The sequence below is a fragment of the Microcystis aeruginosa FD4 genome (assembly GCF_009792235.1).
GTDB lineage: Bacteria > Cyanobacteriota > Cyanobacteriia > Cyanobacteriales > Microcystaceae > Microcystis > Microcystis viridis.
The window spans coordinates 457,454-481,848 of sequence record NZ_CP046973.1 but is presented as its reverse complement, the minus strand read 5'-3'; the positions used below and the strand labels follow the sequence as shown (position 1 = coordinate 481,848).

The 24,395-nt window shown below is 42.1% G+C and carries 33 protein-coding genes and 1 pseudogene; 18 read left to right on the top strand and 16 right to left on the bottom strand.

The genetic code is table 11. From position 1 onward, the window contains the following. Position 1 precedes the first annotated feature (1 nt). Complete coding sequence (locus GQR42_RS02435) at positions 2 to 1,573, bottom strand: hydantoinase B/oxoprolinase family protein (protein WP_158198764.1); 1,572 nt, start codon at positions 1,571 to 1,573, stop codon at positions 2 to 4. A 322-nt stretch (positions 1,574 to 1,895) separates the two neighbouring features. Here GQR42_RS02435 and GQR42_RS02430 point away from each other — a divergent pair, with 322 nt between their 5' ends. Next, a complete protein-coding gene (locus tag GQR42_RS02430; RefSeq protein WP_002763844.1) occupies positions 1,896 to 2,078 on the top strand; it encodes a hypothetical protein in 183 nt (60 codons plus the stop codon). Here the strand turns inward: GQR42_RS02430 and GQR42_RS28235 are convergent. Next, positions 2,079 to 2,348 (bottom strand): annotated as a pseudogene (locus GQR42_RS28235) (response regulator); the annotation flags it as partial. A 150-nt stretch (positions 2,349 to 2,498) separates the two neighbouring features. On the opposite strand from GQR42_RS28235, the gene GQR42_RS02425 reads away from it, so the two are divergent. The 3 genes from GQR42_RS02425 (at position 2,499) to GQR42_RS02415 (ending at position 4,982) form a co-directional block, all read left to right on the top strand. Beyond that, the gene (locus GQR42_RS02425) at positions 2,499 to 3,080 is read left to right on the top strand and encodes a DUF1997 domain-containing protein (protein WP_158198763.1); all 582 of its coding nucleotides are present in this window, start codon (positions 2,499 to 2,501) and stop codon (positions 3,078 to 3,080) included. A gap of 8 nt (positions 3,081 to 3,088) precedes the next feature. Next, positions 3,089 to 3,439, top strand: coding sequence for a Rieske (2Fe-2S) protein (locus GQR42_RS02420; RefSeq protein ID WP_158198762.1), 351 nt, complete (start codon positions 3,089 to 3,091; stop codon positions 3,437 to 3,439). Between the two features lie 73 nt (positions 3,440 to 3,512). Next, a complete protein-coding gene (locus tag GQR42_RS02415; RefSeq protein WP_233271235.1) occupies positions 3,513 to 4,982 on the top strand; it encodes a sugar transferase in 1,470 nt (489 codons plus the stop codon). Between the two features lie 43 nt (positions 4,983 to 5,025). On the opposite strand, the gene GQR42_RS02410 is transcribed toward GQR42_RS02415, so the two are convergent. From GQR42_RS02410 to GQR42_RS02400, 3 genes are all read right to left on the bottom strand, one after another. Continuing rightward, complete coding sequence (locus tag GQR42_RS02410; RefSeq protein WP_158198761.1) at positions 5,026 to 5,856, bottom strand: DUF362 domain-containing protein; 831 nt, start codon at positions 5,854 to 5,856, stop codon at positions 5,026 to 5,028. A 15-nt stretch (positions 5,857 to 5,871) separates the two neighbouring features. After that, a complete protein-coding gene (gene dusA / locus GQR42_RS02405) occupies positions 5,872 to 6,858 on the bottom strand; it encodes a tRNA dihydrouridine(20/20a) synthase DusA (RefSeq protein WP_158202344.1) in 987 nt (328 codons plus the stop codon). Positions 6,859 to 7,035: 177 nt separating this feature from the next. Further along, a complete protein-coding gene (locus tag GQR42_RS02400; RefSeq protein ID WP_158202343.1) occupies positions 7,036 to 8,400 on the bottom strand; it encodes a collagen-like protein in 1,365 nt (454 codons plus the stop codon). 206 nt (positions 8,401 to 8,606) lie between these two features. Between GQR42_RS02400 and GQR42_RS02395 the strand changes: the two genes are divergently transcribed. Both GQR42_RS02395 and GQR42_RS02390 read left to right on the top strand, forming a co-directional pair. Next, the gene (locus GQR42_RS02395; protein WP_158198760.1) at positions 8,607 to 9,896 is read left to right on the top strand and encodes a glucose-1-phosphate adenylyltransferase; all 1,290 of its coding nucleotides are present in this window, start codon (positions 8,607 to 8,609) and stop codon (positions 9,894 to 9,896) included. A gap of 701 nt (positions 9,897 to 10,597) precedes the next feature. Then, complete coding sequence (locus GQR42_RS02390) at positions 10,598 to 11,218, top strand: RNA polymerase sigma factor (RefSeq protein WP_158198756.1); 621 nt, start codon at positions 10,598 to 10,600, stop codon at positions 11,216 to 11,218. Positions 11,219 to 11,289: 71 nt separating this feature from the next. On the opposite strand, the gene GQR42_RS02385 is transcribed toward GQR42_RS02390, so the two are convergent. After that, positions 11,290 to 11,589 (bottom strand): prevent-host-death family protein, encoded by a 300-nt coding sequence (locus GQR42_RS02385; protein WP_233271234.1) that lies wholly within the window; start codon positions 11,587 to 11,589, stop codon positions 11,290 to 11,292. A 14-nt stretch (positions 11,590 to 11,603) separates the two neighbouring features. On the opposite strand from GQR42_RS02385, the gene GQR42_RS02380 reads away from it, so the two are divergent. Then, positions 11,604 to 11,966, top strand: a complete 363-nt coding sequence (locus GQR42_RS02380) for a hypothetical protein (RefSeq protein ID WP_158198759.1) — start codon at positions 11,604 to 11,606, stop codon at positions 11,964 to 11,966. Next, positions 11,963 to 12,112 carry an HNH endonuclease gene (locus GQR42_RS02375; RefSeq protein WP_199273259.1) on the top strand — a complete coding sequence of 50 codons (150 nt, stop codon included), beginning with the start codon at positions 11,963 to 11,965 and terminating at the stop codon, positions 12,110 to 12,112. The genes GQR42_RS02380 and GQR42_RS02375 overlap by 4 nt, the downstream gene beginning before the upstream one ends. Positions 12,113 to 12,131: 19 nt before the next feature. Here the strand turns inward: GQR42_RS02375 and GQR42_RS02370 are convergent, their stop codons facing one another. Then, positions 12,132 to 12,701: a Uma2 family endonuclease gene (locus GQR42_RS02370; protein ID WP_158198758.1), complete on the bottom strand. Its 570-nt coding sequence runs from the start codon at positions 12,699 to 12,701 to the stop codon at positions 12,132 to 12,134. Positions 12,702 to 13,272: 571 nt separating this feature from the next. Further along, on the bottom strand, positions 13,273 to 13,419 hold the full coding sequence (locus tag GQR42_RS02365) for a hypothetical protein (protein ID WP_158198757.1): 147 nt from the start codon (positions 13,417 to 13,419) through the stop codon (positions 13,273 to 13,275). Positions 13,420 to 13,901: 482 nt separating this feature from the next. On the opposite strand from GQR42_RS02365, the gene GQR42_RS02360 reads away from it, so the two are divergent. Then, a complete protein-coding gene (locus GQR42_RS02360) occupies positions 13,902 to 14,522 on the top strand; it encodes an RNA polymerase sigma factor (RefSeq protein ID WP_158198756.1) in 621 nt (206 codons plus the stop codon). Positions 14,523 to 14,688: 166 nt separating this feature from the next. Here GQR42_RS02360 and GQR42_RS02355 read toward each other — a convergent pair whose 3' ends face one another. After that, entirely contained in the window at positions 14,689 to 14,988 is a 300-nt protein-coding gene (locus tag GQR42_RS02355) for a prevent-host-death family protein (RefSeq protein WP_233271233.1), read from the bottom strand. 14 nt (positions 14,989 to 15,002) lie between these two features. On the opposite strand from GQR42_RS02355, the gene GQR42_RS02350 reads away from it, so the two are divergent. Next, on the top strand, positions 15,003 to 15,365 hold the full coding sequence (locus GQR42_RS02350; protein ID WP_158198755.1) for a hypothetical protein: 363 nt from the start codon (positions 15,003 to 15,005) through the stop codon (positions 15,363 to 15,365). Between the two features lie 31 nt (positions 15,366 to 15,396). On the opposite strand, the gene GQR42_RS02345 is transcribed toward GQR42_RS02350, so the two are convergent. Beyond that, positions 15,397 to 15,639, bottom strand: coding sequence for a hypothetical protein (locus tag GQR42_RS02345; RefSeq protein WP_158198754.1), 243 nt, complete (start codon positions 15,637 to 15,639; stop codon positions 15,397 to 15,399). Between the two features lie 312 nt (positions 15,640 to 15,951). Here GQR42_RS02345 and GQR42_RS02340 point away from each other — a divergent pair, with 312 nt between their 5' ends. The 6 genes from GQR42_RS02340 (at position 15,952) to GQR42_RS02320 (ending at position 18,962) form a co-directional block, all read left to right on the top strand. After that, complete coding sequence (locus tag GQR42_RS02340; RefSeq protein WP_158198753.1) at positions 15,952 to 16,227, top strand: hypothetical protein; 276 nt, start codon at positions 15,952 to 15,954, stop codon at positions 16,225 to 16,227. 373 nt (positions 16,228 to 16,600) lie between these two features. Beyond that, entirely contained in the window at positions 16,601 to 16,864 is a 264-nt protein-coding gene (locus GQR42_RS27385) for a hypothetical protein (protein ID WP_199273258.1), read from the top strand. Between the two features lie 7 nt (positions 16,865 to 16,871). Beyond that, the gene (locus tag GQR42_RS27380; RefSeq protein ID WP_199273257.1) at positions 16,872 to 17,231 is read left to right on the top strand and encodes a hypothetical protein; all 360 of its coding nucleotides are present in this window, start codon (positions 16,872 to 16,874) and stop codon (positions 17,229 to 17,231) included. A 139-nt stretch (positions 17,232 to 17,370) separates the two neighbouring features. After that, positions 17,371 to 18,051, top strand: a complete 681-nt coding sequence (locus tag GQR42_RS02330; protein WP_158198752.1) for a hypothetical protein — start codon at positions 17,371 to 17,373, stop codon at positions 18,049 to 18,051. Between the two features lie 178 nt (positions 18,052 to 18,229). After that, positions 18,230 to 18,586 (top strand): hypothetical protein, encoded by a 357-nt coding sequence (locus tag GQR42_RS02325; protein ID WP_158198751.1) that lies wholly within the window; start codon positions 18,230 to 18,232, stop codon positions 18,584 to 18,586. Between the two features lie 97 nt (positions 18,587 to 18,683). Then, positions 18,684 to 18,962, top strand: coding sequence for a hypothetical protein (locus GQR42_RS02320; RefSeq protein ID WP_158198750.1), 279 nt, complete (start codon positions 18,684 to 18,686; stop codon positions 18,960 to 18,962). A 297-nt stretch (positions 18,963 to 19,259) separates the two neighbouring features. Here the strand turns inward: GQR42_RS02320 and vapB are convergent, their stop codons facing one another. From vapB to GQR42_RS02305, 3 genes are all read right to left on the bottom strand, one after another. Further along, the gene (vapB, locus tag GQR42_RS02315) at positions 19,260 to 19,469 is read right to left on the bottom strand and encodes a type II toxin-antitoxin system VapB family antitoxin (protein ID WP_257792658.1); all 210 of its coding nucleotides are present in this window, start codon (positions 19,467 to 19,469) and stop codon (positions 19,260 to 19,262) included. Between the two features lie 98 nt (positions 19,470 to 19,567). Then, positions 19,568 to 19,933: an aspartyl protease gene (locus GQR42_RS02310; protein WP_158198749.1), complete on the bottom strand. Its 366-nt coding sequence runs from the start codon at positions 19,931 to 19,933 to the stop codon at positions 19,568 to 19,570. Beyond that, positions 19,930 to 20,247 carry a hypothetical protein gene (locus GQR42_RS02305; RefSeq protein ID WP_158198748.1) on the bottom strand — a complete coding sequence of 106 codons (318 nt, stop codon included), beginning with the start codon at positions 20,245 to 20,247 and terminating at the stop codon, positions 19,930 to 19,932. Before GQR42_RS02305 ends, GQR42_RS02310 begins: the two co-directional genes overlap by 4 nt. A gap of 309 nt (positions 20,248 to 20,556) precedes the next feature. Here GQR42_RS02305 and GQR42_RS02300 point away from each other — a divergent pair, with 309 nt between their 5' ends. Both GQR42_RS02300 and GQR42_RS02295 read left to right on the top strand, forming a co-directional pair. Further along, a complete protein-coding gene (locus tag GQR42_RS02300; RefSeq protein ID WP_158198747.1) occupies positions 20,557 to 20,718 on the top strand; it encodes a hypothetical protein in 162 nt (53 codons plus the stop codon). 217 nt (positions 20,719 to 20,935) lie between these two features. Next, complete coding sequence (locus tag GQR42_RS02295) at positions 20,936 to 22,033, top strand: patatin-like phospholipase family protein (protein WP_158198746.1); 1,098 nt, start codon at positions 20,936 to 20,938, stop codon at positions 22,031 to 22,033. Positions 22,034 to 22,199: 166 nt separating this feature from the next. Here GQR42_RS02295 and GQR42_RS02290 read toward each other — a convergent pair whose 3' ends face one another. Genes GQR42_RS02290 through GQR42_RS02280 form a run of 3 tightly spaced genes read right to left on the bottom strand, consistent with a single transcriptional unit; the run spans position 22,200 to position 24,079 of the window. Then, on the bottom strand, positions 22,200 to 22,718 hold the full coding sequence (locus GQR42_RS02290) for a TolB family protein (protein ID WP_158198745.1): 519 nt from the start codon (positions 22,716 to 22,718) through the stop codon (positions 22,200 to 22,202). Continuing rightward, positions 22,715 to 23,251, bottom strand: coding sequence for a TolB family protein (locus tag GQR42_RS02285; RefSeq protein WP_158198744.1), 537 nt, complete (start codon positions 23,249 to 23,251; stop codon positions 22,715 to 22,717). The genes GQR42_RS02290 and GQR42_RS02285 overlap by 4 nt, the downstream gene beginning before the upstream one ends. Positions 23,252 to 23,263: 12 nt before the next feature. After that, a complete protein-coding gene (locus GQR42_RS02280; RefSeq protein WP_158198743.1) occupies positions 23,264 to 24,079 on the bottom strand; it encodes a Ycf66 family protein in 816 nt (271 codons plus the stop codon). Between the last annotated feature and the right edge of the window lie 316 nt (positions 24,080 to 24,395).

Below are 24,395 nucleotides of genomic sequence, written 5' to 3'. Positions count from 1 at the left end.
TTCAGCAATTTCCATAGCCACCACCGCCGGGGGTTTCAATAATAAAAATATCACCGGGGTTCATTTCTACAGTCGCAGTACCGGGCAATTCTTCGATAGTTCCATCGTTTCTTTCCACGGCATTACGTCCTATTTTACCGGCTTTTCCTCCCGCTAGTCCAAAGGGGGGAATCCGGCGATTACCCGATAAAATATTAGCAGTCATGGTCTCTTGAAATTTAATCCTTCTCATCACACCATCACCTCCAGAATATTGTCCCTTGCCGCCACTATCGGGGCGAATGCTAAAACTTTCTACTAACACAGGATAGCGCATTTCTAATACTTCTGGATCGGTGAGACGGGAATTAGTCATCTGGGTTTGTACGGCAGCAGTTCCCGCAAAATTTGCCCCCGCACCGGAACCGCCACAAATAGTCTCATAATATTGATATTCTTGATTGCCAAAAGTGAAATTATTCATCGTCCCTTGACTGGCTGCTTGAATGCCTAAAGCACCGTATAAAGCATTAACTATTGCTTGAGAAGTTTCCACATTTCCCCCTACTACGGCTGCTGGATAAACGGGATTAAGAAAACAGCCAGAAGGGATAATTAAATGGAGGGGTTTGAAACAGCCAGCATTTAAAGGAATTGCCTCCTCCACAAGGGTGCGAAAAACGTATAAAACCGCCGCTCTTGTCACTGCCAAGGGTGCATTAAAATTATTATTTAACTGGTCAGATGTGCCAGTAAAATCGATGGTTGCTTGACAATTATCAGTATCTATGCTAATTCTGACCTTGATGACAGCACCGTTATCCAGATCATAGGTAAATTCACCATCTTTTAAGACAGATATAGCTTTTCTAACCGCTAATTCCGCATTATCTTGAACAAACTGTTGATAGGCTTTAACCATAGCTAATCCGTAGCGATCAACCATATTATGTAATTCTCTTTCCCCCTTGGCATTAGCGGCTATTTGTGCTTGAAAATCGGCAATATTTTGGGCGATATTGCGTGCTGGAAAAGGACTATTAGTTAAGTGATTAATTAATTCTTGTTCCCGAAATTTACCCGCCGCTACCAGCAAAAAATTATCGAATAAAATTCCCTCTTCGCTAATATGGACAGAGTGAGGAGGCATAGAACCGGGAGAAATTCCACCGATATCGGCTTGATGTCCCCGGGAGGCAAGATAAAATAATATTTCCTGATTTTGGCGGTCAAAAATAGGACTAATTACGGTGACATCTGGCAGGTGAGTACCGCCATTATAAGGATTATTAGCTAGATAAACATTCCCTGGACGAATCGTCTCACCTTTATCCTGAATTAAACTTTTAACACTATCGGACATAGAGCCTAAATGGACAGGAATATGAGGAGCATTAGCAATTAAATTTCCCACCTGATCAAAGATAGCACAGGAGAAGTCTAGGCGCTCTTTAATATTGACACTTGCTGCCGTATTTTGCAGAGTAATTCCCATTTCTTCGGCAATAAATTGATAGAGATTTTTAAAGATTTCCAGATAAATAGGATCGGCAACGGTAGTTATTTCTGAGCGGTGGGAATTGAGAGGGGACATAGGAAAGTCAGTTATCAGTTATCAGTGATTAGTTATCAGGTGCATCTCATTCAAAGAGGGCGAAGGCAATTCGCCCCTACAATAATATATATGATTGCGCCAATGGTAGGGGCGCACTGCGTGCGCCCAAAATGTCAACTAGATATTGATCCAAAATTGAGATGCAGCCTCAGTTATCAGTTAGCTGTCTCTTGTCTTTTTTTATCCTCCTGTCTCGGAGTTTACTGTCTCCTCACCCAAGAGAAGATTTTTGATTTTTGCAGGAGAGCCACTGATAGGGGCTGACTGAGATATAATCGCAGTCAGTACCAGAGGGTGAATTATGGATAAAACCAGCTTGATCGATAAAGTGCAACAAATGGCTAATAAACGCGATTATTTACTGCAATTGCGCGATAAACCCGACATTGGCGGCCTGAGATTGGATGTTAATCAAGCTCTTGAGGAGTTGGATGAATTACTCGATGAGTTTCAAGCAACTTTTCCTGAAGAAAAACTTAGTTAACTAACCGACTCGACTGGATTGATGTTTGTCCGATTGTGCTAATTTTCCCAAGTCATCGATCGCTTTGATCAGAGCTTGGGAAGATATATCTTCAGAGCATTATAGGTCAAAAGCTGTACTTTGATTATTTTTTTCCATTGGCAGCTTTGGCAAGGAACTATAGGCGATAATGCGGACATAAGGGTCGAATTGTTTGAGTTGAATAGCGGCGCTGTGTCCATCTAAGACCGGCATCCCTATATCTAAAATAATTACATCTGGTTGATAACTGATAACCGATCACTGAAAAAAGCCTAACTTTGGGCAAAAATCTGGTTTGTGTCCCCTCTTAGCGGTAAAATTTCTACATCTGGACTGTCGAAAAGTATAAGTTTTGTCAAGTAAAATTAAGAAGGGAGACAAATTCAAGATAGCCAACTTATGGAAGTAACTTTTACCGCTGCCGAATCCCTAGAAATTGTTGTTGCTGAACAAACCATCCCGATTCAGCATTATCTGCGCCAACCGCAAAGATTAGTACAGGCTATCGTTGAGACTAGCTTAACAGAAAACCTGTCTGAGCATCGGTTTCGCCTAAAAATGCGTCCCCTAAACTTCTTGAATATGTACTATTTTCAGCCCACGGTTATCCTCAATGTCTGGGCTACTTCTGGGGGGACAATATTTTTGCAATCAGAAGACTGTCAGATCAAAGGTATTGATTATATCAACGATCGCTTTAGCCTCGATATTAAAGGCAAACTCGCTCCTGTGGAAAAAAATAATCAAACCTATCTAGCGGGGAAAGCTAATCTTGAGGTGAAAGTTGCTCTACCACCGCCATTATGGTTAACCCCGCGTCCGTTGTTAGAAATCACCGGCAATAGTCTCTTAAAAGGGGTTTTATTGCGGATTAAACAGCGTTTAATGAGTCAATTGTTGCAAGATTACCAACAATGGGCTAAACAGGATATTATTGCCCAAAATTCCCCCGAAACTATTCTCGATCTCTCCCTTGGTTAAATAAAAATATGAGTTGGACAAAAGTATTATCTGTAGATTCCCTTGCCCCCGGCGCCCGTCAAGTGGTAAAAGTGGGGGACAGTTCCATTCTCTTGATTAACAATAACGGTCAATTCCACGCCGTCGGTAATCGTTGTCCTCATTTAAAATTATCGATGACGAAGGGCCAAATTACCGAGGATGGTGTGATCGTTTGTCCCTGGCATCGTAGTTCTTTTGATCTCTGTAGTGGTGCTGTCAAAGACTGGATTACCTGGCCCCCCGTGGTTAACAAAGCGATGGCGGCAGTTTCTCAACCCCAAGCTTTACCCGTTTATCCCCTTCGCATCGAAGACGGCAGCATCTGGATAGACGCATAACTGATCACTGAGGGAGGTTTTTGGGCAACCTAAAGAGTAGTTGCGTTAACCGACAATGGGTTAATCTTTGAGAATGCCAAACGCTACATCGCCGCCGCTTGCTCCTCCCATGCACCGTCTCCCCCGTCAGTGGCTATCCGATATTCGCTCACCCCAGAGAATCCACTGGTTTCGTCGCACTCGTCCCCAATGGCAAGGTTTATCTGTGCTAATTTTGGGGGATATTTTGGCTCTAGCGGCGGCTTGGTTTGGCGCTCGTTATTTTAATCAATTTTTCTCCCCCATCCCTTCTGGATTAGTCTGGTGGAATTGGTTGGGATTACCTAGTTTATTCTGGATTTTTGCTGGGGCGATCGTATTTTTGTTCGCCCAAAATGGTTTGTATAGTTCTTCCCCAAAAAGCCAAGATTATCTAAAAACCGGTCAATTAATTAGCATTGTTTACCTATCTTCTCTAGTTGTCGGTTATTTTTACGATCCGAAATTAGATCCCCCTCGATCGCTTTTTTTCAGCGCTTGGTTTTTTAGTGTTATTCTCGTCTTCGGATTTCGTCTGATCACTACCCTAATTGTCCGACAAATACAGCCAAAAAATAGCAAATTAGCGGTTTTTATTATTGCTCCCGCCGCTAGAATTGATAAATTAGCCTCGCTCTTAGAAAAACGCTATCATTACTCCGTGGTTGGGGCAGCCTTGGCTAACGACGCTAACTCACCCATTACCCTAAAAGCGATCGCCGATTCCGGTGCGGTGGAAGTATTGGCCGATGATATTCCCAATACAGACCTAGCGTCAAAATTATACTGGCAATTGCGGCGATCGAGGATTACCCTGCGTCTTCTCCCCTCCAGTCGCGAAATTCTCTATCGTCGCGGTCAACCGGAAATCGTCGCCGGTTTACCGACTTTGCGCGTCCGGGCCCCTTTACTTTTAGGATGGGATTATCGGAGCAAAAGAATGATCGATTTGATCGGGGCTTTTTTGGGTGTGATTCTTCTATCACCTCTATTTATTGTTATTGCTCTATTAATAAAATTTTCTTCTCCCGGACCGGTCTTTTTCCGACAGGAGAGGGTGGGTTTACAGGGAAAACCCTTTTTTATGTGGAAGTTTCGCACTATGGTAGTCAATGCCGATCAACTGCAAGAGCAATTAGAAGCCGCTAACGAAAATCAGGATGGAGTTTTATTTAAACTTAAAAACGATCCGCGCATTATTAAAGGTGGTCATTTCCTCAGAAAAACTAGCCTCGATGAATTGCCGCAATTATTTAATGTTTTATTAGGTCAAATGAGTTTAGTCGGTCCGCGACCTTTACCCCTGCGAGATGTGGAAAAATTCGCCCAATGGCATCATATCCGTCATCAAGTTTTACCCGGAATTACGGGACTATGGCAGATTTCTGGGCGCTCGGATATCGATGATTTTAACGATGCGGCCCGCTTGGATTTGTATTACATCGATAATTGGTCTTTGAATTTAGACCTAGATATTCTAGTGGAAACCCTGCGAATTGTTCTTTTTGGCAAAGGTGCTTATTAATCCATGGAAATGAAGGCAGTAGAAATAATAAGCCCGCTCTTATTTAATACAAGTGTTTGTCTATTTTGGTTCCGTTTAAAAGTTGAGAACGAAGGGAATCGATCGCCTCTAAATAACTCGGCATTGGTTCATCACCTAACAGACAAGCACTGCGATCCACGCTAATCATATCATCACCCCAAAACACCTGACCGAGGGGAATAGATTTTCCTCGATCCGGTCGCCAATTACTACTAAAATATTTAAGATTAGCGTCCACCACTGCCCCATCAAAAAGATGACCGATACAAAAATAGACATCCTGTAAAATTAGCGTTAGGTCGGGGCGATGTAATTGCCCTCGCGAGTTGGGACTACGGGCTTTATAATGACTACGGGGAAAGAGTCCATAGAGATTTTTTAAAGAAGCAGAAATCAGGGGTTTATCCTTTAAATGGGTGCGTTTTAAGGTTCCAATCGTGATCCGACAATCCACTTCTTCGATAATTTTAGGGGCAAACATCGAGGGAAAACGGACAGGAAAAGGGGAAAGATTTGGATATTCTTGCTGGGGTAAACTATCAGCATCAAGAATGGTTATTCCGGGATCGAGAATAGATTTTACCCCCAAAATATCGATAATCTCTCTCAAAGAAATAGCAGAACAAACTCCCTCTACCAAGATAATTTCTGCCCCTGGATTTACCCCTCTCAATCCCCGCAAAACTTGACTTAATACCGGCAGACTAACCGTTACTGGTGGTGGCACAGGATAACCTAAATTAGGTTTAATTAAAATACGTTTAGCTGTGATAGCTGCCGGGGGAGGTTGATAAACAAAATCCGCCATAGCTGAATTTTTTACCTTGGCAGTAATTGAGGATTGGGTAATCATAGAAAAGAAAATAAATCAATGGGAATTAGCCAGATCATTTAGGGAATTTACCTGCTGTAAAGCTTGCCAGATTACCCCAGAATCGGCCCCAGGAAAATGGCTATTTTCACTAATATAACGCTTCCATGCCTTAGTTCCGGGCTGACCGGCAAAAAGCTGTAAAAGATGTTTGCTGATCTGGTGTAATTTATAACCTTTACTCACCCATTCATCGATGTAGGGAAGCATTTTTTTGATTACTTCTTCCCGGGTAGGAGGAGTAACCGATTCCCCATAAAAATCTCGATCAACTGTGGCAAATAAATAGGGATTATCGTAGGCTGCCCGACCGATCATGACTGCATCTACGAATTGTAAATGTTGTCTAGCCTGTTCTAAATTAATGATACCGCCATTAATTTCAATAAACAAATGGGGAAACTGATTTTTTAGGCGATAAACATCATCGTAACGTAGGGGGGGGACGGTGCGATTTTCCTTGGGACTTAATCCCTGTAACCAAGCTTTGCGCGCATGGATGGTAAAACGTTGACAACCCGCATCCGCGACAATACCGACAAAATTCGCCATATTTTCGTAACTATCCTGATGATCAATGCCAATTCTCTGTTTTACAGTCACGGGAATCGATACAGCTTGATTCATTGCCGATATACCCCTCGCGACTAATTCCGGGTTAGCCATCAAACAAGCGCCGAAATTGCCCTCTTTTACCCGAGAACTAGGACAACCCACATTGAGATTTACCTCATCATAACCCATATCTTCGGCTATTTTAGCGCATTCTGCTAAAAGATAGGGATTATCACCCCCTAACTGCAAAGCTAGAGGTTTTTCTGCTAGGGAGAACCCCAGCAACTTATAGCGATCGCCGTGTTGAATCGCCATCGTCGTGATCATTTCCGTGTAGAGAAGGGGACGACGGCTAATTTGTCGCCAAAAATAGCGAAAATGGCGATCGGTATAATCCATCATCGGCGCCACACTTAAAATACTGCCCATCTTCCCCTTGATTTTCTCCTTGAGGGTAGCCATCGATCGCTGATCGGGACATTCTCTGGGTTTCCCCAGAGAAGAACCGGTCTTCCTCTCAAGATATTTTAAAGCTTTTTGGTAAGTTGACTATCTAAATTACTCGTTAAGACTGCACCGGAGAAAGGAGAAGGGAGCTTTTTTAACTTACCTCCGTGGGATATTTGCTCCTTTAATCGTGTCGCGGATGACGATTTTTTGTTCTTTGGAATAACCGGCAAAAGAACGAGTAGCAAGTAACTCAATTTCTATCCCCGTACCCGATCGCAAAGATTCCACGGGTAAGGGTAATTGACCGATATCTAGAATAAATTGATTGCCGTCCTGTCGGACCAAATTAGCAGGCATATCTCCTTCATAGCGAGTGACAAAATCTGTTCTCGGACTGGTTTGTAGGTCGTCTGCTTGCCAACGAGTGACCCGATAACGTACTTTAAATTTAGTGCCAATTAAATTCGATTGGGAAGCTTTATCTTCAAGAAAAAGCCTTAAATTAGTACCATTTCCTGCAATACCTTTTGCTTCTAATTGGGTGACATCTCGTTCAAAAACAGCATTATAAACGACAAATTCCGTAACATTATTGCGTTTTTGAGTGGTTCCCTCAATCCAAAGCTCACTGGGGACAGTTACCTTCATTTCCTTTTGATCATCAAGGGTTAAAGTAAAACGCTGATTAGCAAACCGGTTAAACTCTTGGGGCGCATTCCAAATTAAAATAAAAGAACGTTCCGATCGATCTACTAAAATCCGATATTGATCATCGATCAGGGAACCGGGGGAAAATAAAGACATTGCCCCGGTGCGAGTTTCCCAAGTATTTTTAGATAGAATATAACCCCGTTCTTTTAACTCCGAAAGGGCAATAGTTGCGCTCGGTTGATCGGCAGTTAAAGGGCGATCGATTTGAATTAAAGTTAACTGTCCTAAACGTCCCCCGCGACCGTTACGACCACTATTACCCGTCGCCCCATCGAGACCATCCTGACAGCTAAATTCTCTGGTGGTACAGCTATAATTGGCATCACCTGGCCTACCGCTGCAGGTTTGAATTGTCCAAAAAGGTTGGGAACAGCGACAACCTTTACCTCCTTGGCCTCCCTGACCCCCAAAACCGCCAGCGCCTCCGGCCGCATTGACCGTTACTTGTCGGAGAAAATCTAAATTAGTGGCATAGAGGGTTAAAGCGCCCCCATTGCCCCCATCACCCCCATCACCCCCATTGCCACCGTTGCCACCACCGGCCGCCTGGAGATTTCGTGTTACATTGCTAGGTTGACCGCTACAGTTGCCATCGCTGCCGTTGCTGCCATTTTCACCATCGACCCCTTTTTGTCCTGAAATATCGAGTTTTAGGGGAGAACCATCGAGAAAAAGGGTTAAACTGTCACTATTTTTGCCTTGGCTGCCGACCTTGCCAGCTTTTCCGCTTTGGCCCTGTTTACCGAAAGTCTGTACATCGGAACCTTGAGCTAACCAAGAACAGCGATCGCCAGTCACCGTGGCGGGCATTAGGTACGGTAAAGGGAGAAAAAAGGTGAATATTAATGATTTAGCCCAGAAATTCATGATTTTAGCGAATTTATCCGCAAAGACTCCGATCAATCCCCCCTTAATGACTTTTAGATCTAGATTTTTGTTTCCCCTCTATCAATAAGGTGCGCTATCATCCTACACTTACTTTGAGAAGGAAACAGCCAATCGCGAGGGTTACGCGCGTGAAAAAAGTATTAGCTATTATCTTGGGTGGCGGGGCCGGAACTCGCCTTTATCCGTTAACAAAACTGCGGGCAAAACCTGCCGTCCCCCTAGCGGGAAAATACCGCTTAATCGATATTCCCGTCAGCAATTGTATTAACTCCCAGATTGACAAAATCTATGTGTTGACGCAATTTAATTCCGCTTCCCTCAATCGTCACCTCAATCGTACCTATAATTTTACGGGTTTTAGTGATGGTTTCGTGGAAGTTTTGGCCGCTCAACAAACCATGGAAAATCCTCAATGGTTCCAAGGCACGGCCGACGCAGTACGACAATATATCTGGACGATGAAGGATTGGGATATCGATGAATACCTAATTCTCTCCGGAGATCATCTCTATCGCATGGACTACAGCAAGTTCATCGAACGCCATCGAGAAACCAACGCCGATATCACTTTATCGGTGGTTCCCATAGATGAACGTCGCGCCTCCGCTTTTGGGGTGATGAAAATTAATGATTCGGGGCGAATTGTCGATTTTTATGAGAAACCCAAAGGGGCAGAATTGGAAAGAATGCGGGTAGATACGACGATTTTAGGCTTAAGTCCTGACCAAGCCCGTCAAAGTCCCTACATCGCTTCCATGGGAATTTATGTCTTTAAAAAGAATGTTTTAATCGATCTGCTCGATGCCAATAAAGAACAGACCGATTTCGGCAAGGAAATTATTCCCTCGGCCGCTAAAGACTACAATCTTCAGGCTTATTTATTTAAAGGTTACTGGGAAGATATCGGCACGATTGAAGCCTTTTATGAGTCTAATCTCGCCTTGACCCAACAACCAAATCCCGCCTTTAGTTTCTACGACGAAAAAGCCCCCATCTATACCCGTTCTCGCTATCTGCCACCAACAAAAATGCTCAATTGTACGGTGACAGAATCGATGATTTCTGAAGGCTGTATTCTCAAAGAATGTCGCATTCATCACTCGATTTTAGGTATTCGTAGTCGAGTCGGCAAAGACTGCTCGATCGAGGATACAATGCTGATGGGATCGGACTTTTATGAGTCTTTCCCCGAACGGGAAAGTCTCGTCCGAGATGGCAAAGTTCCCATGGGTATCGGCCCTGGTTCCACTATTCGTCGGGCAATTGTGGACAAAAATGCTCGCATTGGTTCCAATGTTTTAATTGTTAACAAAGATCGTGTGGAAGAAGCTAATCGCGAAGATTTAGGTTTCTATGTTCGCAGCGGTATCGTGGTTATTTTCAAAAATGCCACTATTCCCGACGGGACGGTGATTTAATCTATCAGTTATTAGTTATCAGTTTTTCCATTTTTCTAGTTATTATCGCCTGGATCTAGCCCCAGACTGATAGGTGCATCTCACATTTGCAGAAATACCAACAATCAGGGTGAGCGCCTCTCAAACGCTATTGACAATGGGCCAATTTTGTGATCCGCATGGGCATTTCAAGTGATACTTGGACTTCCCCCCAAGAAAAGTAATGAAACCTTACCCCAAGGTCGTCTTGGCGATTGATCGACTAGCCATTACTGGCTACAATCGACTCTGAAGCTTAACTGGAGAGTGTTTTGAGTAATCCCACCTATGCTTTCATTATCCAGCGATCGCTGGCTCCAGTCAAGACCTGCCATGGACACAGAACAAATAAACTGATACCTAAAAACCTTGCAAAGCAAGGTTTTTAGTTTTTTAAGTACAAATGTAAAAAAAGTTCAGTGATACCAGTCAATCAGAATAGTTACGAACTCGACCCTCAAATATGTCTGAATCGTGGGTAGGCAACCCAGACAAAGTTCATTTTGTCAAGGATTGTTAAGATGCGCTTACCCTGTGCGGAAAGTGGGATAAGAAACGTGGGTAGATACCTGTTAGGAATGCCAAGAACTTCAGCCATCGGTCGATAGACAGCTTCAACGAAAACGCTAATCTGCTTAACCCGAACTCAAGTTAATTGCCACTTTCCTGGAGGGAATAGAAATATGCTGGCAACTCTCAATAAAATCAACAAAAATTATCAGAAAAATAATCAATTTGTAAGAGAAGAAACTAATTTGTTAAAAAGACTAAGTCGAGGAGAACAGAAAGCTTTTTGGTCTCTTTGGTTGCCACATCAAGACTACCTCTACTTCCGTTGTATAACTTGGATGGGAGGCAACTGCAAAGATGGAGAAGAAGCCCTGAGTCGAGCCATTATCAAAGCTTATGAAAAAATGCCAATTCATGCTGAGAAAATTACTAATCCTAAAGCTTGGCTGACTCGCATGACTCACAATCTTTGTGTAGATATTCATCGAGAACGCCAGCGCCAAGTCAGCAATGTGGAAGATATTGAAACTGTCTCAGAAAATGAAAATTCAACTTCAATGTTAAGCTGGCAAACTCCTGATTCTCTGATGCTTCAAGAAGAAATGGAAGAACAGATCCGCCAAGCTATTGAGCTTCTCCCATCCAGGCTGCGAGAACCATTTGTCCTACGTTTTTATCAAGAGATGTCCTATCCAGAAATTGCCGAAAAGCTGGCTATTTCTAATAGCAATGTTCGCAAGCGCATCCAACAGGCGCGAGAGGCATTACAGCGACAATTGGGCGAATATCTCTAGTGGACATTTAGTAGGGGCAATCCCCCCGTGGTTGCCCCACAATTGCCATTGTGATTTTCGTTTTTTTATCATCAATTGCTCTGTTTTCTCAACTCCTGAAAATCCGTGGCAATATCATCTTCAGTAAGTCCTGTTTCAGCCAGCATATTACTGAGTTTAGTGACAGCTTGGCGTAAGGACTCTAAATCTTTTTTCTGAGATTGAGATTGAGCGGGAATATAATAACCAATCGTTTCCCCATGATTTGTCAAAGCAATGGGTTCTTGATTTTCCCTCGTGTACTTATACAGTTGACGAGCCAATATTTGCTTGATCAGATGGCCTCTTTTTCTAATTGAAGGACTAGAATGGATTAAACGCCCAAATAACACCAGCCAGAAAGCCCATGCAAGTTACCTTCGAGCTACCTGATGAAGTTGTCACCCAGCTTCAATCCTTTGAAGATAAGCTACCGCAAATCCTAGGGTTAGGGTTGCGAGAATTTAAGGCTATTGCTCAAGAAGGGTTTTCGGGAATGGCTGAAGTTTTGGAATTTTTGGCAAGTCTTCCCAATCCTGAAGCTATTATTGCCTTACGTCCCTCCAAAACCTTACAAGCTCAATTATCTATGCTCCTAGAGAAAAATCCTACAGGGGATTTGACTCCCGACGAGGAACAGCTATGGCAACACTATCAATATTTAGAGCATATTGTCAGAATGGCAAAAGCTAGGGCATTTTTGAAGCTTAAGGACTCTCAAACCCCATGAGCAAAACCTATATTCCTGTTGAGCTACGAAGACAGGTTTATGAACGAGCCAAGGGGTGTTGTGAATATTGTCTGATTCCTGATGTGGCTACCTTTGCGCCCCATGAAATTGACCATATTATTGCCGAAAAAAGTTGCCTCATATAGATTAGACCGTGCTTCTCCCTTATAGGATAGAAGACAGCGCGAGTGACAGTTCAGAAAAACCGGGAAGTTTAACAGATTCATTTGGCAAATAAATTCGTTTCAGGCGATAATTAAACTGTCCGTCATGTTCCTGATAGGGTTGGTTGTAAGTTTCTAGCTGGTTATTGACAAGATTGACTATCCAATAGTCTAAAATACCAGCTTCAGCATACAAACGGAGTTTAGTTTCTTGGTCATACTTCAAGGTAGAATCTGCAACTTCTATAAGCAATAAAATATCTTCAGGATGGGGATGGGAAGATAGATAATTGTCCTCTTGATTGCGGACAATAGCAACATCAGGCTGAGGCTCACTATCCCCAGGTAAAATAATTGGTTCCTGTCCTCGGACAATCGCTTGTTTACCCAATAGTAAAATTAATTGCTGAACTAAAAGTGTATTACAAACTGAGTGAGGTGGCTTTTTAGTAGGCATTTGTATAATTTCTCCTCGAATTAATTCCACCCGTTCTTCTTCTCCAAAAAATCCTAAGTCCCCCAGGCGATGATATTCTTCTAAAGTAAAGTAACGGCGCATGACTGTCAGCATTTTCTGACCTCCTGATGTAATTTTAGATTTTAGATTGGTAATTATTTACGAAGCATACTTACCAAATTAACCTTTTGTAACATTGATTTCGTAGGTGGCAGATTCCATTGCTTTGTCGATGTAACTGGCTAACATTTCTCTGCTCTTAAACTCTTGCTCACTAGGATACTCCCTCGTCTGCCTTCAGCGCAATCTCGTTCTATGGGACCAAAATTATCACCTGATTCGCCTGCTTTTGTAGTGCGATCGCTTTTTAAAGCTTTCTTTTCATCCCCTGAAACCGCTACAAGTTAGAGGATAAAGGGGTTTTGAGGATTTTAGCCGCCCGATTAATTCATTAGTTCTACTCACAAATTAGGTGATTATACCATAAAGTGACCCTTTAAAGTTAATATAAATCTAATATTACAGGAAAAATTAGACCCGCTCAAAAAAATACCCTATCTGTAGCGGTACAAGTTTTGTAGTAACACCATCTGTAGAGTTTTTGCCTAACTGATCTAACATCCATGCTTAGTAATACTTCAAAGATGCTACATCTGAGAGAGTAAGATATTTTTGGAGATTACGATTAAATAGCATCTGGTTTCATCTTTGAAAGCGATCGCATCTCTTGATTTTCTGAGAAAAGCGGGCGTTTTTTAGACTTTCCTTGAATAAATCCAGCAATAAATCCCTGAAATCGCAACAAATCAGCATATAAAAGAGTTTTACTCATTCTAGTTAAGGTAAATCGGGTTTAATCTCTTAAATCTGTCGGATTAATTCATTTGTTCTACTTAAAGGTTTAGGGCATTATACCATAAAGTGACGCTTGAAAGTTAATATAAATCTAATATAATTTCCGATAAAAGTTAATATTCTGCTCGAAAAAACCTATTAGAAAAGTATTAGTTTTAGAGATTGCCATCAGAAAAAATAAAACTTATTCTGGTATCAAAGGTGATGAAAGCAATCACTTTTAACCCCAAAGACAAGACGTTTTGCTTATAGCATTATGGCTAACTCGAAAAATTCAGAAATGGATTTTTGAGATTGTCTTAAGGGTGTAGAGCGAAAAATGAGATAAGAAACGTGGATAGATACCTGTTAGGAATGCCAAGAACTTCAGCCATCGGTCGATAGACAGCTTCAACGAAAACGCTAATCTGCTTAACCCGAACTCAAGTTAATTACCACTTTCCTGGAGGGAATAGAAATATGCTGGCAACTCTCAATAAAATCAACAAAAATTATCAGAAAAATAATCAATTTGTAAGAGAAGAAACTAATTTGTTAAAAAGACTAAGTCGAGGAGAACAGAAAGCTTTTTGGTCTCTTTGGTTGCCACATCAAGACTACCTTTATTTCCGTTGTATAACTTGGATGGGAGGCAACTGCAAAGATGGAGAAGAAGCCCTGAGTCGAGCCATTATCAAAGCTTATGAAAAAATGCCAATTCATGCTGAGAAAATTACTAATCCTAAAGCTTGGCTGACTCGCATGACTCACAATCTTTGTGTAGATATTCATCGAGAACGCCAGCGCCAAGTCAGCAATGTGGAAGATATTGAAACTGTCTCAGAAAATGAAAATTCAACTTCAATGTTAAGCTGGCAAACTCCTGATTCTCTGATGCTTCAAGAAGAAATGGAAGAACAGATCCGCCAAGCTATTGAGCTTCTCCCATCCAGGCTGCGAGAACCATTTGTCCTACGTTTTTATCAAGAGATGTCCTATCCAGAAATTGCCGAAAAGCTGGCTATTTCTAATAGCAATGTTCGCAAGCGCATCCAACAGGCGCGAGAGGCATTACAGCGACAATTGGGCGAATATCTCTAGTGGACATTTAGTAGGGGCAATCCCCCCGTTGTTGCACCACAATTGCCATTGTGATTTTCGTTTTTTTTATAGCGTTTCTGATTCACAAGAGGTACATTCCCGATCCTGAACAGTTTAATCAGCAAAGGTTTAACTGTGCCGCACAGATGCGAGAACCGCTATATCATCAATTGCTCTGTTTTCTCAACTCCTGAAAATCCGTGGCAATATCATCTTCAGTAAGTCCTTTTTCAGCCAGCATATTACTGAGTTTAGTGACAGCTTGGCGTAAAGACTCTAGATCTTTTTTCTGAGATTGAGATTGAGCGGGAATATAATAACCAATCGTTTCCCCATGATTTGTCAAAGCAATGGGTTCTTGATTTTCCCTCGTGTACTTATACAGTTGACGAGCCAATATTTGCTTGATCAGATGGCCTCTTTTTCTAATTGAAGGACTAGAATGGATTAAACGCCCAAATAACACCAGCCAGAAAGCCCATGCAAGTTACCTTCGAGCTACCTGATGAAGTTGTCACTCAGCTTCAACCCTTTGAAGATAAGCTACCGCAAATCCTAGGGTTAGGGTTGCGAGAATTTAAGGCTATTGCTCAAGAAGGTTTTTCGGGAATGGCTGAAGTTTTGGAATTTTTGGCAAGTCTTCCCAATCCTGAAGCTATTATTGCCTTACGTCCCTCCAAAACCTTACAAGCTCAATTATCTATGCTCCTAGAGAAAAATCGCACAGGGGATTTGACTCCCGACGAGGAACAGCTATGGCAACATTATCAATATTTAGAGCATATTGTCAGAATGGCGAAAGCTAGGGCATTTTTGAAGCTTAAGGACTCTCAAACCCCATGAGCAAAACCTATATTCCTGTTGAGCGATCGCCTTAAAGCAGTTTTTCCAGTATTAACTTAGCAAATTTTTCTCCTGTTTGGGTAGAAAGGTCTGGGGAAGCCTCTTCAATGATACCCACTTTTCCCTTAAGGACTTCAGCTAAGGAGTCACTAGGCGGTGTCTTTTGTTCATCTGAGATGAGATCGAGTACAGTTAGCCTTACTCTTCGCCCTGTTAATTCAGAAGCAATTGAGGCAATTTCTTCCCAAGTTCCTTCATAAATTGGTTGTGTCATGAGAATTATGCTTTTTTAAATAGTGATGATGACAACAGAAGGTCATCGAAATCATTCTATACCCAGGCTGAAGAAGAAGGGCGAGCTTCTTGTTGGATGGAGTCAGACATGAAAACAGGAGCGGGTATTTGTCCGATTCTACCTTGAACGAGCGTCTGAATAGGGATGCGGAAACGGCTACAAGTTAGATGGCAAGAGAGTTTTAGGCTTTAAAGGGGGTTTGAGGGGGTGAGTCGAGGGAGAAAAAAATTCACAAATGGGGGTGTGGGATCGTCTTAAGGGTGAAAGTCAACAATTCAGGAGAAATTTATTATGCCTGCGATTAAAGATGTAAACGTTCTAGATCCTTATGGAGACTCATTCCTAAATGGACATGGAATTGGTACTGCTGTTGTCAATGCTACCGGTCAGATTACCCAAATTACTTGTGGAGTTTTTGCTGTTATCAAGCCAATACCGCAACAAAATCATGAATATGTGATCACGGGAGATTATGATGATCCTCAACCCCCTTATAAAAATCTGCCGTTCAAAGTAACATTAAAATGTACTGCTCCAGGAAGACCTCAATCTACATTTGCTCAATAAATTCTTAAGACAATTTTATTTGCGGCATTCGTCACCCATTAACCATTTTAGAGCAAATCTAAGCGATCGCACTACAAGAGCAGGCGATCGCTTTTTTAATGGCTTCGCTGTCTTGCTAGGGATGCGGAAACGGCTACAAGTTAGATGGCAAGAGGGTTTTAGGCTTTGAAGTGGGTTTGATAGAGTGAGTCGAGGGAGAAAAATCGGTGCTAACTCAAAAAATTCACAAATGGGGGCGTGGGATCGTCTTAAGGGTGTAGAGACAAAAGCAGAAATTGTAACTTGCTCGCCTTATATCAAGAGAGCCGATCAACTTCTCAAATTGTCTTACCACAGACTCAGATTAACTTAAATCCAAAATGAGGAACAAGCCATGTCAACATATTCACTCAAAGTAACCAACAAAAGTGGCGCACAGCAAAATATAGCAGTGTATCAACAATATCCTGATTTAGTAACCGGTTTACCACTTGTATGGTTTACCAAATCCGTTCCTGATGGTAACGACACTACTTTTACCTGGTCGATTCAATTGGGCTTTAAACTGGGGAACGACTTCACAGCCTCTCGCGCCAAACGTTCAGTGGACATCAGGGGGACCACTGCAAAATATGGATCCCACTACAACGGGGGGTAATAACTCGATGGGGATTACTTATACTGGCAGCGAATTTTCAACTAGTCCTTTGGCCTATCCCAATCCCCAGGTTGCATTAGGTGATATGTTGGTCACGACTGATACAACATTTACAGTTAAGCAGGCAAGCTTGATGAGTATCGCAGTGTACATGAATTCTCTTCCTGCATTTGCGGTTCAAGGTCAACCAAATGGAAAGTTTCTGTTCCAGACTCATCCAACGTATTGGCTTTGTACGACTTCAGCGAAGCAAAGCGTGGCTATCTCGGAAGAGTTCGTAAGTAGCCCGACACAATTTGTGTTTGATCCTGGTGTGACATCTTTGTCATATACCTTAAACGCTGAGTTAGAGTTTGTCCCGTCCTAGCCATCTGTTTCTCTGAAATAGCTATTGGGCCAAAGTTCATACTGTCAAGCTAGTCTGCTATTTCAATGGTAGGCTAGCTTAATGGGTGCAAATTGAAAAAGATACTTTTCTCAATAAAGTCCTACTCTGAGGAGGTGCTGTGACATATTCATTAACAATAAACAACCAAAGCGGAGCAGTCCAAAATGTTGCTGTATTCCAAGTTAATAGTCCAAGCACCGGCATTCCTCTTGTTTGGTTAGGTCAAACAATTAGTAATGAAGGCAGTTATACCTTCCAATGGGATATAACATGGCAACTGGGTTATGGTAGTACATTATATCCTCTCAATACAGGTGTGATATATCAAAATAACTTCAAAGCATCAGTCACCCCAAACGATGCAAATGGCCACAATGAGCTTTCAATAACCTATGTAAGTCAAAGTTTTTCTGCCACTACCGGTTCACCATATTGTAATGCTAAACTTAGCAGCGGGGTTATGCGAATAATTACAGACACAAGTTTTACAGTAAAACAATCATTAAATATGAGTGTTGCAGTGTATATGGATCAAAAACCAATATTGGCATCCCAGGGAGTACCAAATTCTATGTATGAATTCAATACAGACACGATTTATTATCTTACAGTTACCGACTATCCAATAGGATCTGTGTTGCCAGTGGACAATAGACGGTCTTTCGTACAAGAAATATCAGAAGATGTCGTAATAGAAAGTGGAAGTGTCGTAAGTAGCCCAACACAAGTTGTGTTTAATTCTGGTATGACATCTTGGTCATATACCTTAAACGATAGGTTACAATTTGTCCAGTCCTAGCCATCTATTTCTCTGAAATAGCTATTGAGCCAAAGTTCATACTGTTGGCTTTGAAGGGGGTTTCATGGGGTGAGTCGAGGGAGAAAAAAATGGGTGCTAACTCGAAAAATTCACAAATGGGGATGTGAGATCGTCTTAAGAGTGTAAGGACAGAATACAGAAATTCATATTTTGTCCAATGTCCAAAGTCCAACCTACTGAATTAAAAGGATTAGAGTATCTTGATATGGCTGTTGATTTGCAAAAGATTCCGACCACCAACTGTTTAGACTTGAGAATTACTTTCCTTCGTCAAGGGAAAAAAGTCCAATCACTGAATGTAGGCGAAGCCCAAGTCCTTGACTTTCGTTTTGATCAGATCGGCGTAGGAAGTCAGGAACCGCTATCAATTTATGACATTGAAATCCCTGGTTCATATACGATTCCTCCCGGTAATCTGGCGTTTGTTGATCGCAGCGTCCCACGCAAAATCGCACTTCGATATGGACCGTCTGGTGGCACACAACAGAATATTATATTTGTCTTACCCTCATAAAGGATAATCAAGACAAATTCAGCGTGATCGCTGTTCTTGTAATTGAAACTCAGAACCACCAATATTAGTTCAAATACTCAGTCAAAAAGAGGGAAAAATGAAAGAGATCAATCCTAAAGACTTTACCCAAAGAGAATGGGAAGAAGATCCTATGTTTCCACCAGGATTTTTCTATCCTCAAAAAAACAAGATACCACATCTGCATCTAACCTCCATATTGGATGAGGGTAAACCAGTAATGGCTTATTTGAGCTATAAGACTGCATCAGGAACTAACGTAATCTTTCAGAACAGTAAATGGAATCAAGAGATTGTCGATGCTATTGCTGAAAGTCAGATCAAGGCGGAAGCTGAGTTTGCTAAAGAATATAGCTAATTATCGGTGGATTCTTTACGATGCTTATCCGACTCCGCAATAGTGCAATCGCGACATTTGTAACTCTTGTAGTGCGATCGCCTGATCTTATAGGGTGCGTTAACAAAGTGTAACGCACCTTTTCAACATTGTGCTTTTGTTGTGCGGCGACAAAAGCAGCCAACCACAATATAATGCTTACTTGGCTGACTGGCTAGAGTTTTGCCGTCAACAACGAGAAGAGCAAAAAAGTAATCCTTCTCCTGCACGCCAGAGATTTCGCCAATTAAAAGAAGCCTAAATAGCGATAATCACTCATTACATATATTCCTTAAAATCTTCTAAAGGCTCCTCAAAATCATCAGGCAATGGTAGAACAAATGTTATTTTTAAGATGCCTGAACGACGTTTTTCTACAGGAGGCTGCTCTGGGGGAATATCTTGCGAGTAGTTGACCATCAAATACTTAGTATAATGGAGAAGTTCTTGTTTGAGAGATTCTGGCATTGCCGCAATTGTTTGCCAAATTTCCGTGTCAATATTTATAGTTTTTCCTAGCTTATTTTACCTGAAATACTCCCGATGCTCCCGGATATAATGCTATTATATCATTTCTCCACAAAAATTTATCCTAAAGTTAACACTCCCCTTGGAAAATCAACAACCAAACGCTTTGTTCGTAACCACAAAACCCCTAAAAGAACATTCACTAATTCATTTCCTCCTAACACCTCAACCGTAAACTCTTCCCCTTCAATAACCACTGTTCCCTCATATAAATTAAATCGCGCTTCTCCCTGTGCAGTTTGCATATCCTGTGGCTCATTATCACACACCCATCCTAAACTATCCGCATCTTGACTATCAATCGCTAACCATCCCGTAAACCCTGTATCTAACAGTGCCATGACGAGAATAATTTCCCCATCAGCAGACAGCAAGCCAACTTCAAAAAACAACTCTCCTCGACTATTAAATTCCCCTTGAATCATATTGTTCCACAGGTTCCTGTTTCATTAATTCGCATGATAATACACTTTTTCCCTGGATGTTGAGAACGGGATTTTGCCATCGCTACCTTTTTATCTTCATCGATAAAATATTCCCCACTGTCAGGCTCAATAATAATAAACCAATCATAATGATCTTTAATCAATTCTGGTTGGACTCGCTCAAATACTTCTCGACAACGCTTATAAAACACTGCGTCTTCAGCTTTAATTCTGGCTTTCTCTTCAGGAGAAAGTTGTTTCTCTGGGAAAACCCGTCCTCGCCGTACCGTTTTAGGAGAAGATGATTGTGTCATTGCTTTTACTTAATAGGAATCACGCTTAATAGGTTTATTGTAGCCAAGATTTTACCCTTTGCTCAAGCCTTCCTCAAAGTTTACATCTACATTAATGTTAGCTCTTGTAGGGTGCGTTAACAAAGTGTAACGCACCTTTTTATGATTATCTATAAGAACTTTCAGAATTACGAAGGTTCTTCGGATCAGGCTACCGTGTGTATTTCGTGGAAGAGGGTGACAACATTGTGCTTTTGTTGTGCGGCGACAAAAGCAGCCAAACACAGGATATTGAAGCGGCGCAAGCTTATGGGAAGGAGCATCTAAGTCATGGGTAAATACAGAACATTTGACCAAGTTGAAGAAGAATACTACCGCGAACATCCAGAAGAAATTGACAGTTTTTTAACTGTTACCTTTGAGGAATATGCCAAGGACAATGATACAGGTGCTTTATTGTCCGCCTTGTCAATGAGATGCACCCAAGTCTGATGGCTTGCGCTTGCCGCTAATTACTTCCCGATTCGCCGGCTGATTACCTAGAAAATTCCCTGAAAACTCGCTCCTTTTCTAGAAGTGATGGCAAAATCTACCGAGCAGCTCTGTGAAAATCAGAAAAATTTCTATATTTTTGGGTCCGATTCTAGGTTTTCAGTTAACCTTAAATTAAAAGTCTAGGACTTAGATAGAAGCCATTCAAAGGATATTTATGAAAGCCAAAATCGCGATCGCTTGTCAGGGGGGTGGCAGTCAAACTGCTTTTACTGCTGGTGCATTAAAAGCATTATTTGACAATAAAGTGCAAAATTACTTTAATATTGTCAGTCTCAGTGGTACTTCTGGCGGTGCTATCTGTGCCTTTTTCATCTGGTATGCTCTCGAAAAAGGTGATAGCGTCGTTTGGAAAAGAATGATTGATTTTTGGGAAGATAATAGCGCTAAAACTCCCCAAGAACAACTATTTAATGACTCAGCTATTAAAAGCATAGAATTAGCCAGCAAAGGATTAATTCCCCAGTATAATCTCAGTCCTTCCTCTCCGATTACTAAAACCTTATTTTCCCTAGCTACCTATGGTTTACGCAGTCGCTTTACCAACTTTGATCAGTTACTAAGAGCGCATATTGACTTCTCGGAATTAGCCACTTGGGGACCAAAACCAGAACCACCAATTTTATTAATGGGGGCCTGTAATGTCCTGACAGGAAAATTAAGTAAATTTAACTCGCGCCAGGAAGCAGTTAAAATTGAACATATCCTAGCTTCTGCTTGTGTTCCTAACATTTTTCCTGCTGTCACTATTGAAACTATGGCCTACTGGGATGGACTATTTTCTGATAATCCCCCCATCCGTTCTTTAATTCGCCGTGAATTTGTCGGAGTCGAAAATATTCCCGATGAAATTTGGGTAATTAAAATTAATCCCACCTCTAGAGATAAGATTCCCGTGCAATCCGATGATATTGCTGATCGCCGTAATGAATTAGAAGGCAATGTTTCCCTATTTCAAGGTCTCGATCAGATTGAGTTTTTCAATCAATTATTTCTCAAAGGAGCCTTTAAAGAAGAATTCTTGCGCGAGATCGAATTAAAAGAACCATTTAAAATTCCTAAATCTTTCCCGGAAGATCCCGATCAGAATTACCATATTCCCATGATCGAAATGTCGGCGGAATTAGCCAATAGTCTCAACTATGAAAGTAAACTCGATCGCTCTCCTGCCAATATCCAGCGTCTGATTGCTGACGGGGAAAAACAGGGAAAACAGTTTCTAGAACATCGACTACAAGCTATGGGTTTAAGATAATTTTTGAGGTTTCAAAAACGGCAAAAATAAGGATTAAATTGTATAAAATCCTTAAATAGACCATTTAATTGATTATTATTCATTCTTAATTCTCCTGACTACTGACTACTGGCTACGGACTCCTAACCCTAACAACAATTTTTGATTTTTACAAGAGGTCTAATAATCACTGATTTTCATTGACTAATACCCGTCCGGATAGATCGTAAATCATAAGATCCCATTGCCCATTTTTGGCCGCTTCAAAAGCCACTTTAGAACCATCGGCACTGATGATCGGATTGCGTACTTCTGCGAGGAGATCGGGAGCAATTTCCCTTCTCTGTTGAGTTTGTCGATCGTATAGATAAATAGCCGTTTTTCCCTGACGACTAGCAGTAAAAACGATATAACGACCATCTTCGCTAATGGAAGGACTAGAAGCGATCTGATCGAGAGAATTTAGTCCGGGTAAAGGCAATAAACGGCGATCGATGGCATCAAAAAGATAGATAGCTTGGGAGCCATTGCGATCGGAAGCAAAAACTATATATCGAGAGGCAAGATAGGGAGTTAATTCACTAGCAGCACTGTTTAAACTTCTCCCCCCTCGATCGAAAGTAAAAGACAATAAACTGGGATAACCCGCACATCCAGTTAACAAACTAATTACAGCAACAAGACTAATAAAAAAATAACGTTTCACGGTTTGGGACTTTCAACGGGACTGCCATCGGGAAGATCTAACTCGATATTCGGACCGCGATCGAGAACCTCCACATCCCATTGTCCCCGACGAGCGGACTCAAAGACAAGATAACGACCATCGGGACTAAGACGGGGATTTCGCAACCAACCGCGATAATTTTGACTCAATAACTCAGAACGATCGGTAATGCGGTCATATAAAGCGATGACGGGACGACCTTCAATAATCACCACATAAGCCAGATAACGCCCCGTTTGGCTTAAACTGGGGCTATCGGTAATTTCTTGACCCGTGTATAATCCCCCTAGGGTCTGGTATTGTTTTGTCTGCAAATCATACAGCAGCATCTGATTACTACCGCGACGGTTAGACAGGAAAGCAATCCAACGACCATCACCACTGAGGGCAGGTTTTTCGTCATTATAGCGACTGTTTAGGGTTCCTGTAGATAAACCGGGGTTATTGAGATTACAACCGCCTATAACCCCTAAAAACAAGCAGAAAAACAGTAAAAAGGGAGCTTTGGTCATCGGACCTACCCCTTAATAATCAAACCTAGTCGGATGATCATTACTCGACTCCCGTTCACTATTATCCGGTCTCTCCCAATCTTCTCGATCGCTCGTATCGCTAGGCTCGATCGGTTGATAATCGACGTATTCCCCTTTAAATGGCGGATCGTCGGCAATTATTGGGCGAGGACGACGTTTTTGGCTAGTGCGGGGCGGTTTACTGCTCGTCTCTTCACTAGCGGGACGAGGACGGGGACGGGGACTGGTTTCTTCCCAATCATCACCGCTACGGCGCTGATCATAAACATCTCGATCGCTAGTGGGGGAACTATTGCGGGGACGACGATTACTGGTTTTGCGACTGCTAGTATCGGCCGGCCGACGGGTGCGGGTGCTGCGGGGTTCCTCGTCCTGATAACTAGAAGTACGGGAAGAGCGGGGATCATCGTAACCGCGTAAACGGGGATTATCTTCGTAACGTTCCTCTGGTTCGTAGGTGTCGAGGGGTTCTAATTCGGCCCGATATTCCCGACTCACAGGACGTTCATCCACAAAAGACGTGCCGCGGCGGGCCTGTTCCGTGGTTAAACCCCGCAATTTTACCGTCTCGAAGGCAAAAAACACCGCTGCCCCAGTCAGCAAAAATTGTCCGAATTGCAAAATCGGATCCAGTCGCCACCCTTGAAAAAGTAGAATTAAACCGCACAGTAACCCGACGGCGGCAAAAAATATATCATGATCCCTAGAAAGTTCCGGCCGCACCGAGCGCAGGAAGTATAACCCGGCTCCGGCCACTGCCAGAAAAATTCCCAAGATACTGGCCGAATTCAGCCCAAAATTGACCATCTTTATCTCCCTTCTCGGTGCTTAAATTTAAGAATCGAGTCTTTCTCTATAGCCGTCAGCTTTCACAAGCAATCTTGCTGTTTTTAACTCTAGGCATCGAGCTATATTCTAACCCCAAAGTCTAGCAATATATTAACCACCCTCGTTCACACAACTATTGTTAGGGGAGTGGGGAGATTTTATCAGTGATCAGTCAACAGTAATCAGCTACTGAAGGCAAGAGGCCACAGGCAAGAGGCAAAAGACAGAATCTGACAATTCTTCTACCCAAAAAGAAGGTTAGAAACTAAGCACATCAAAGCTTTTAGCTTAACTA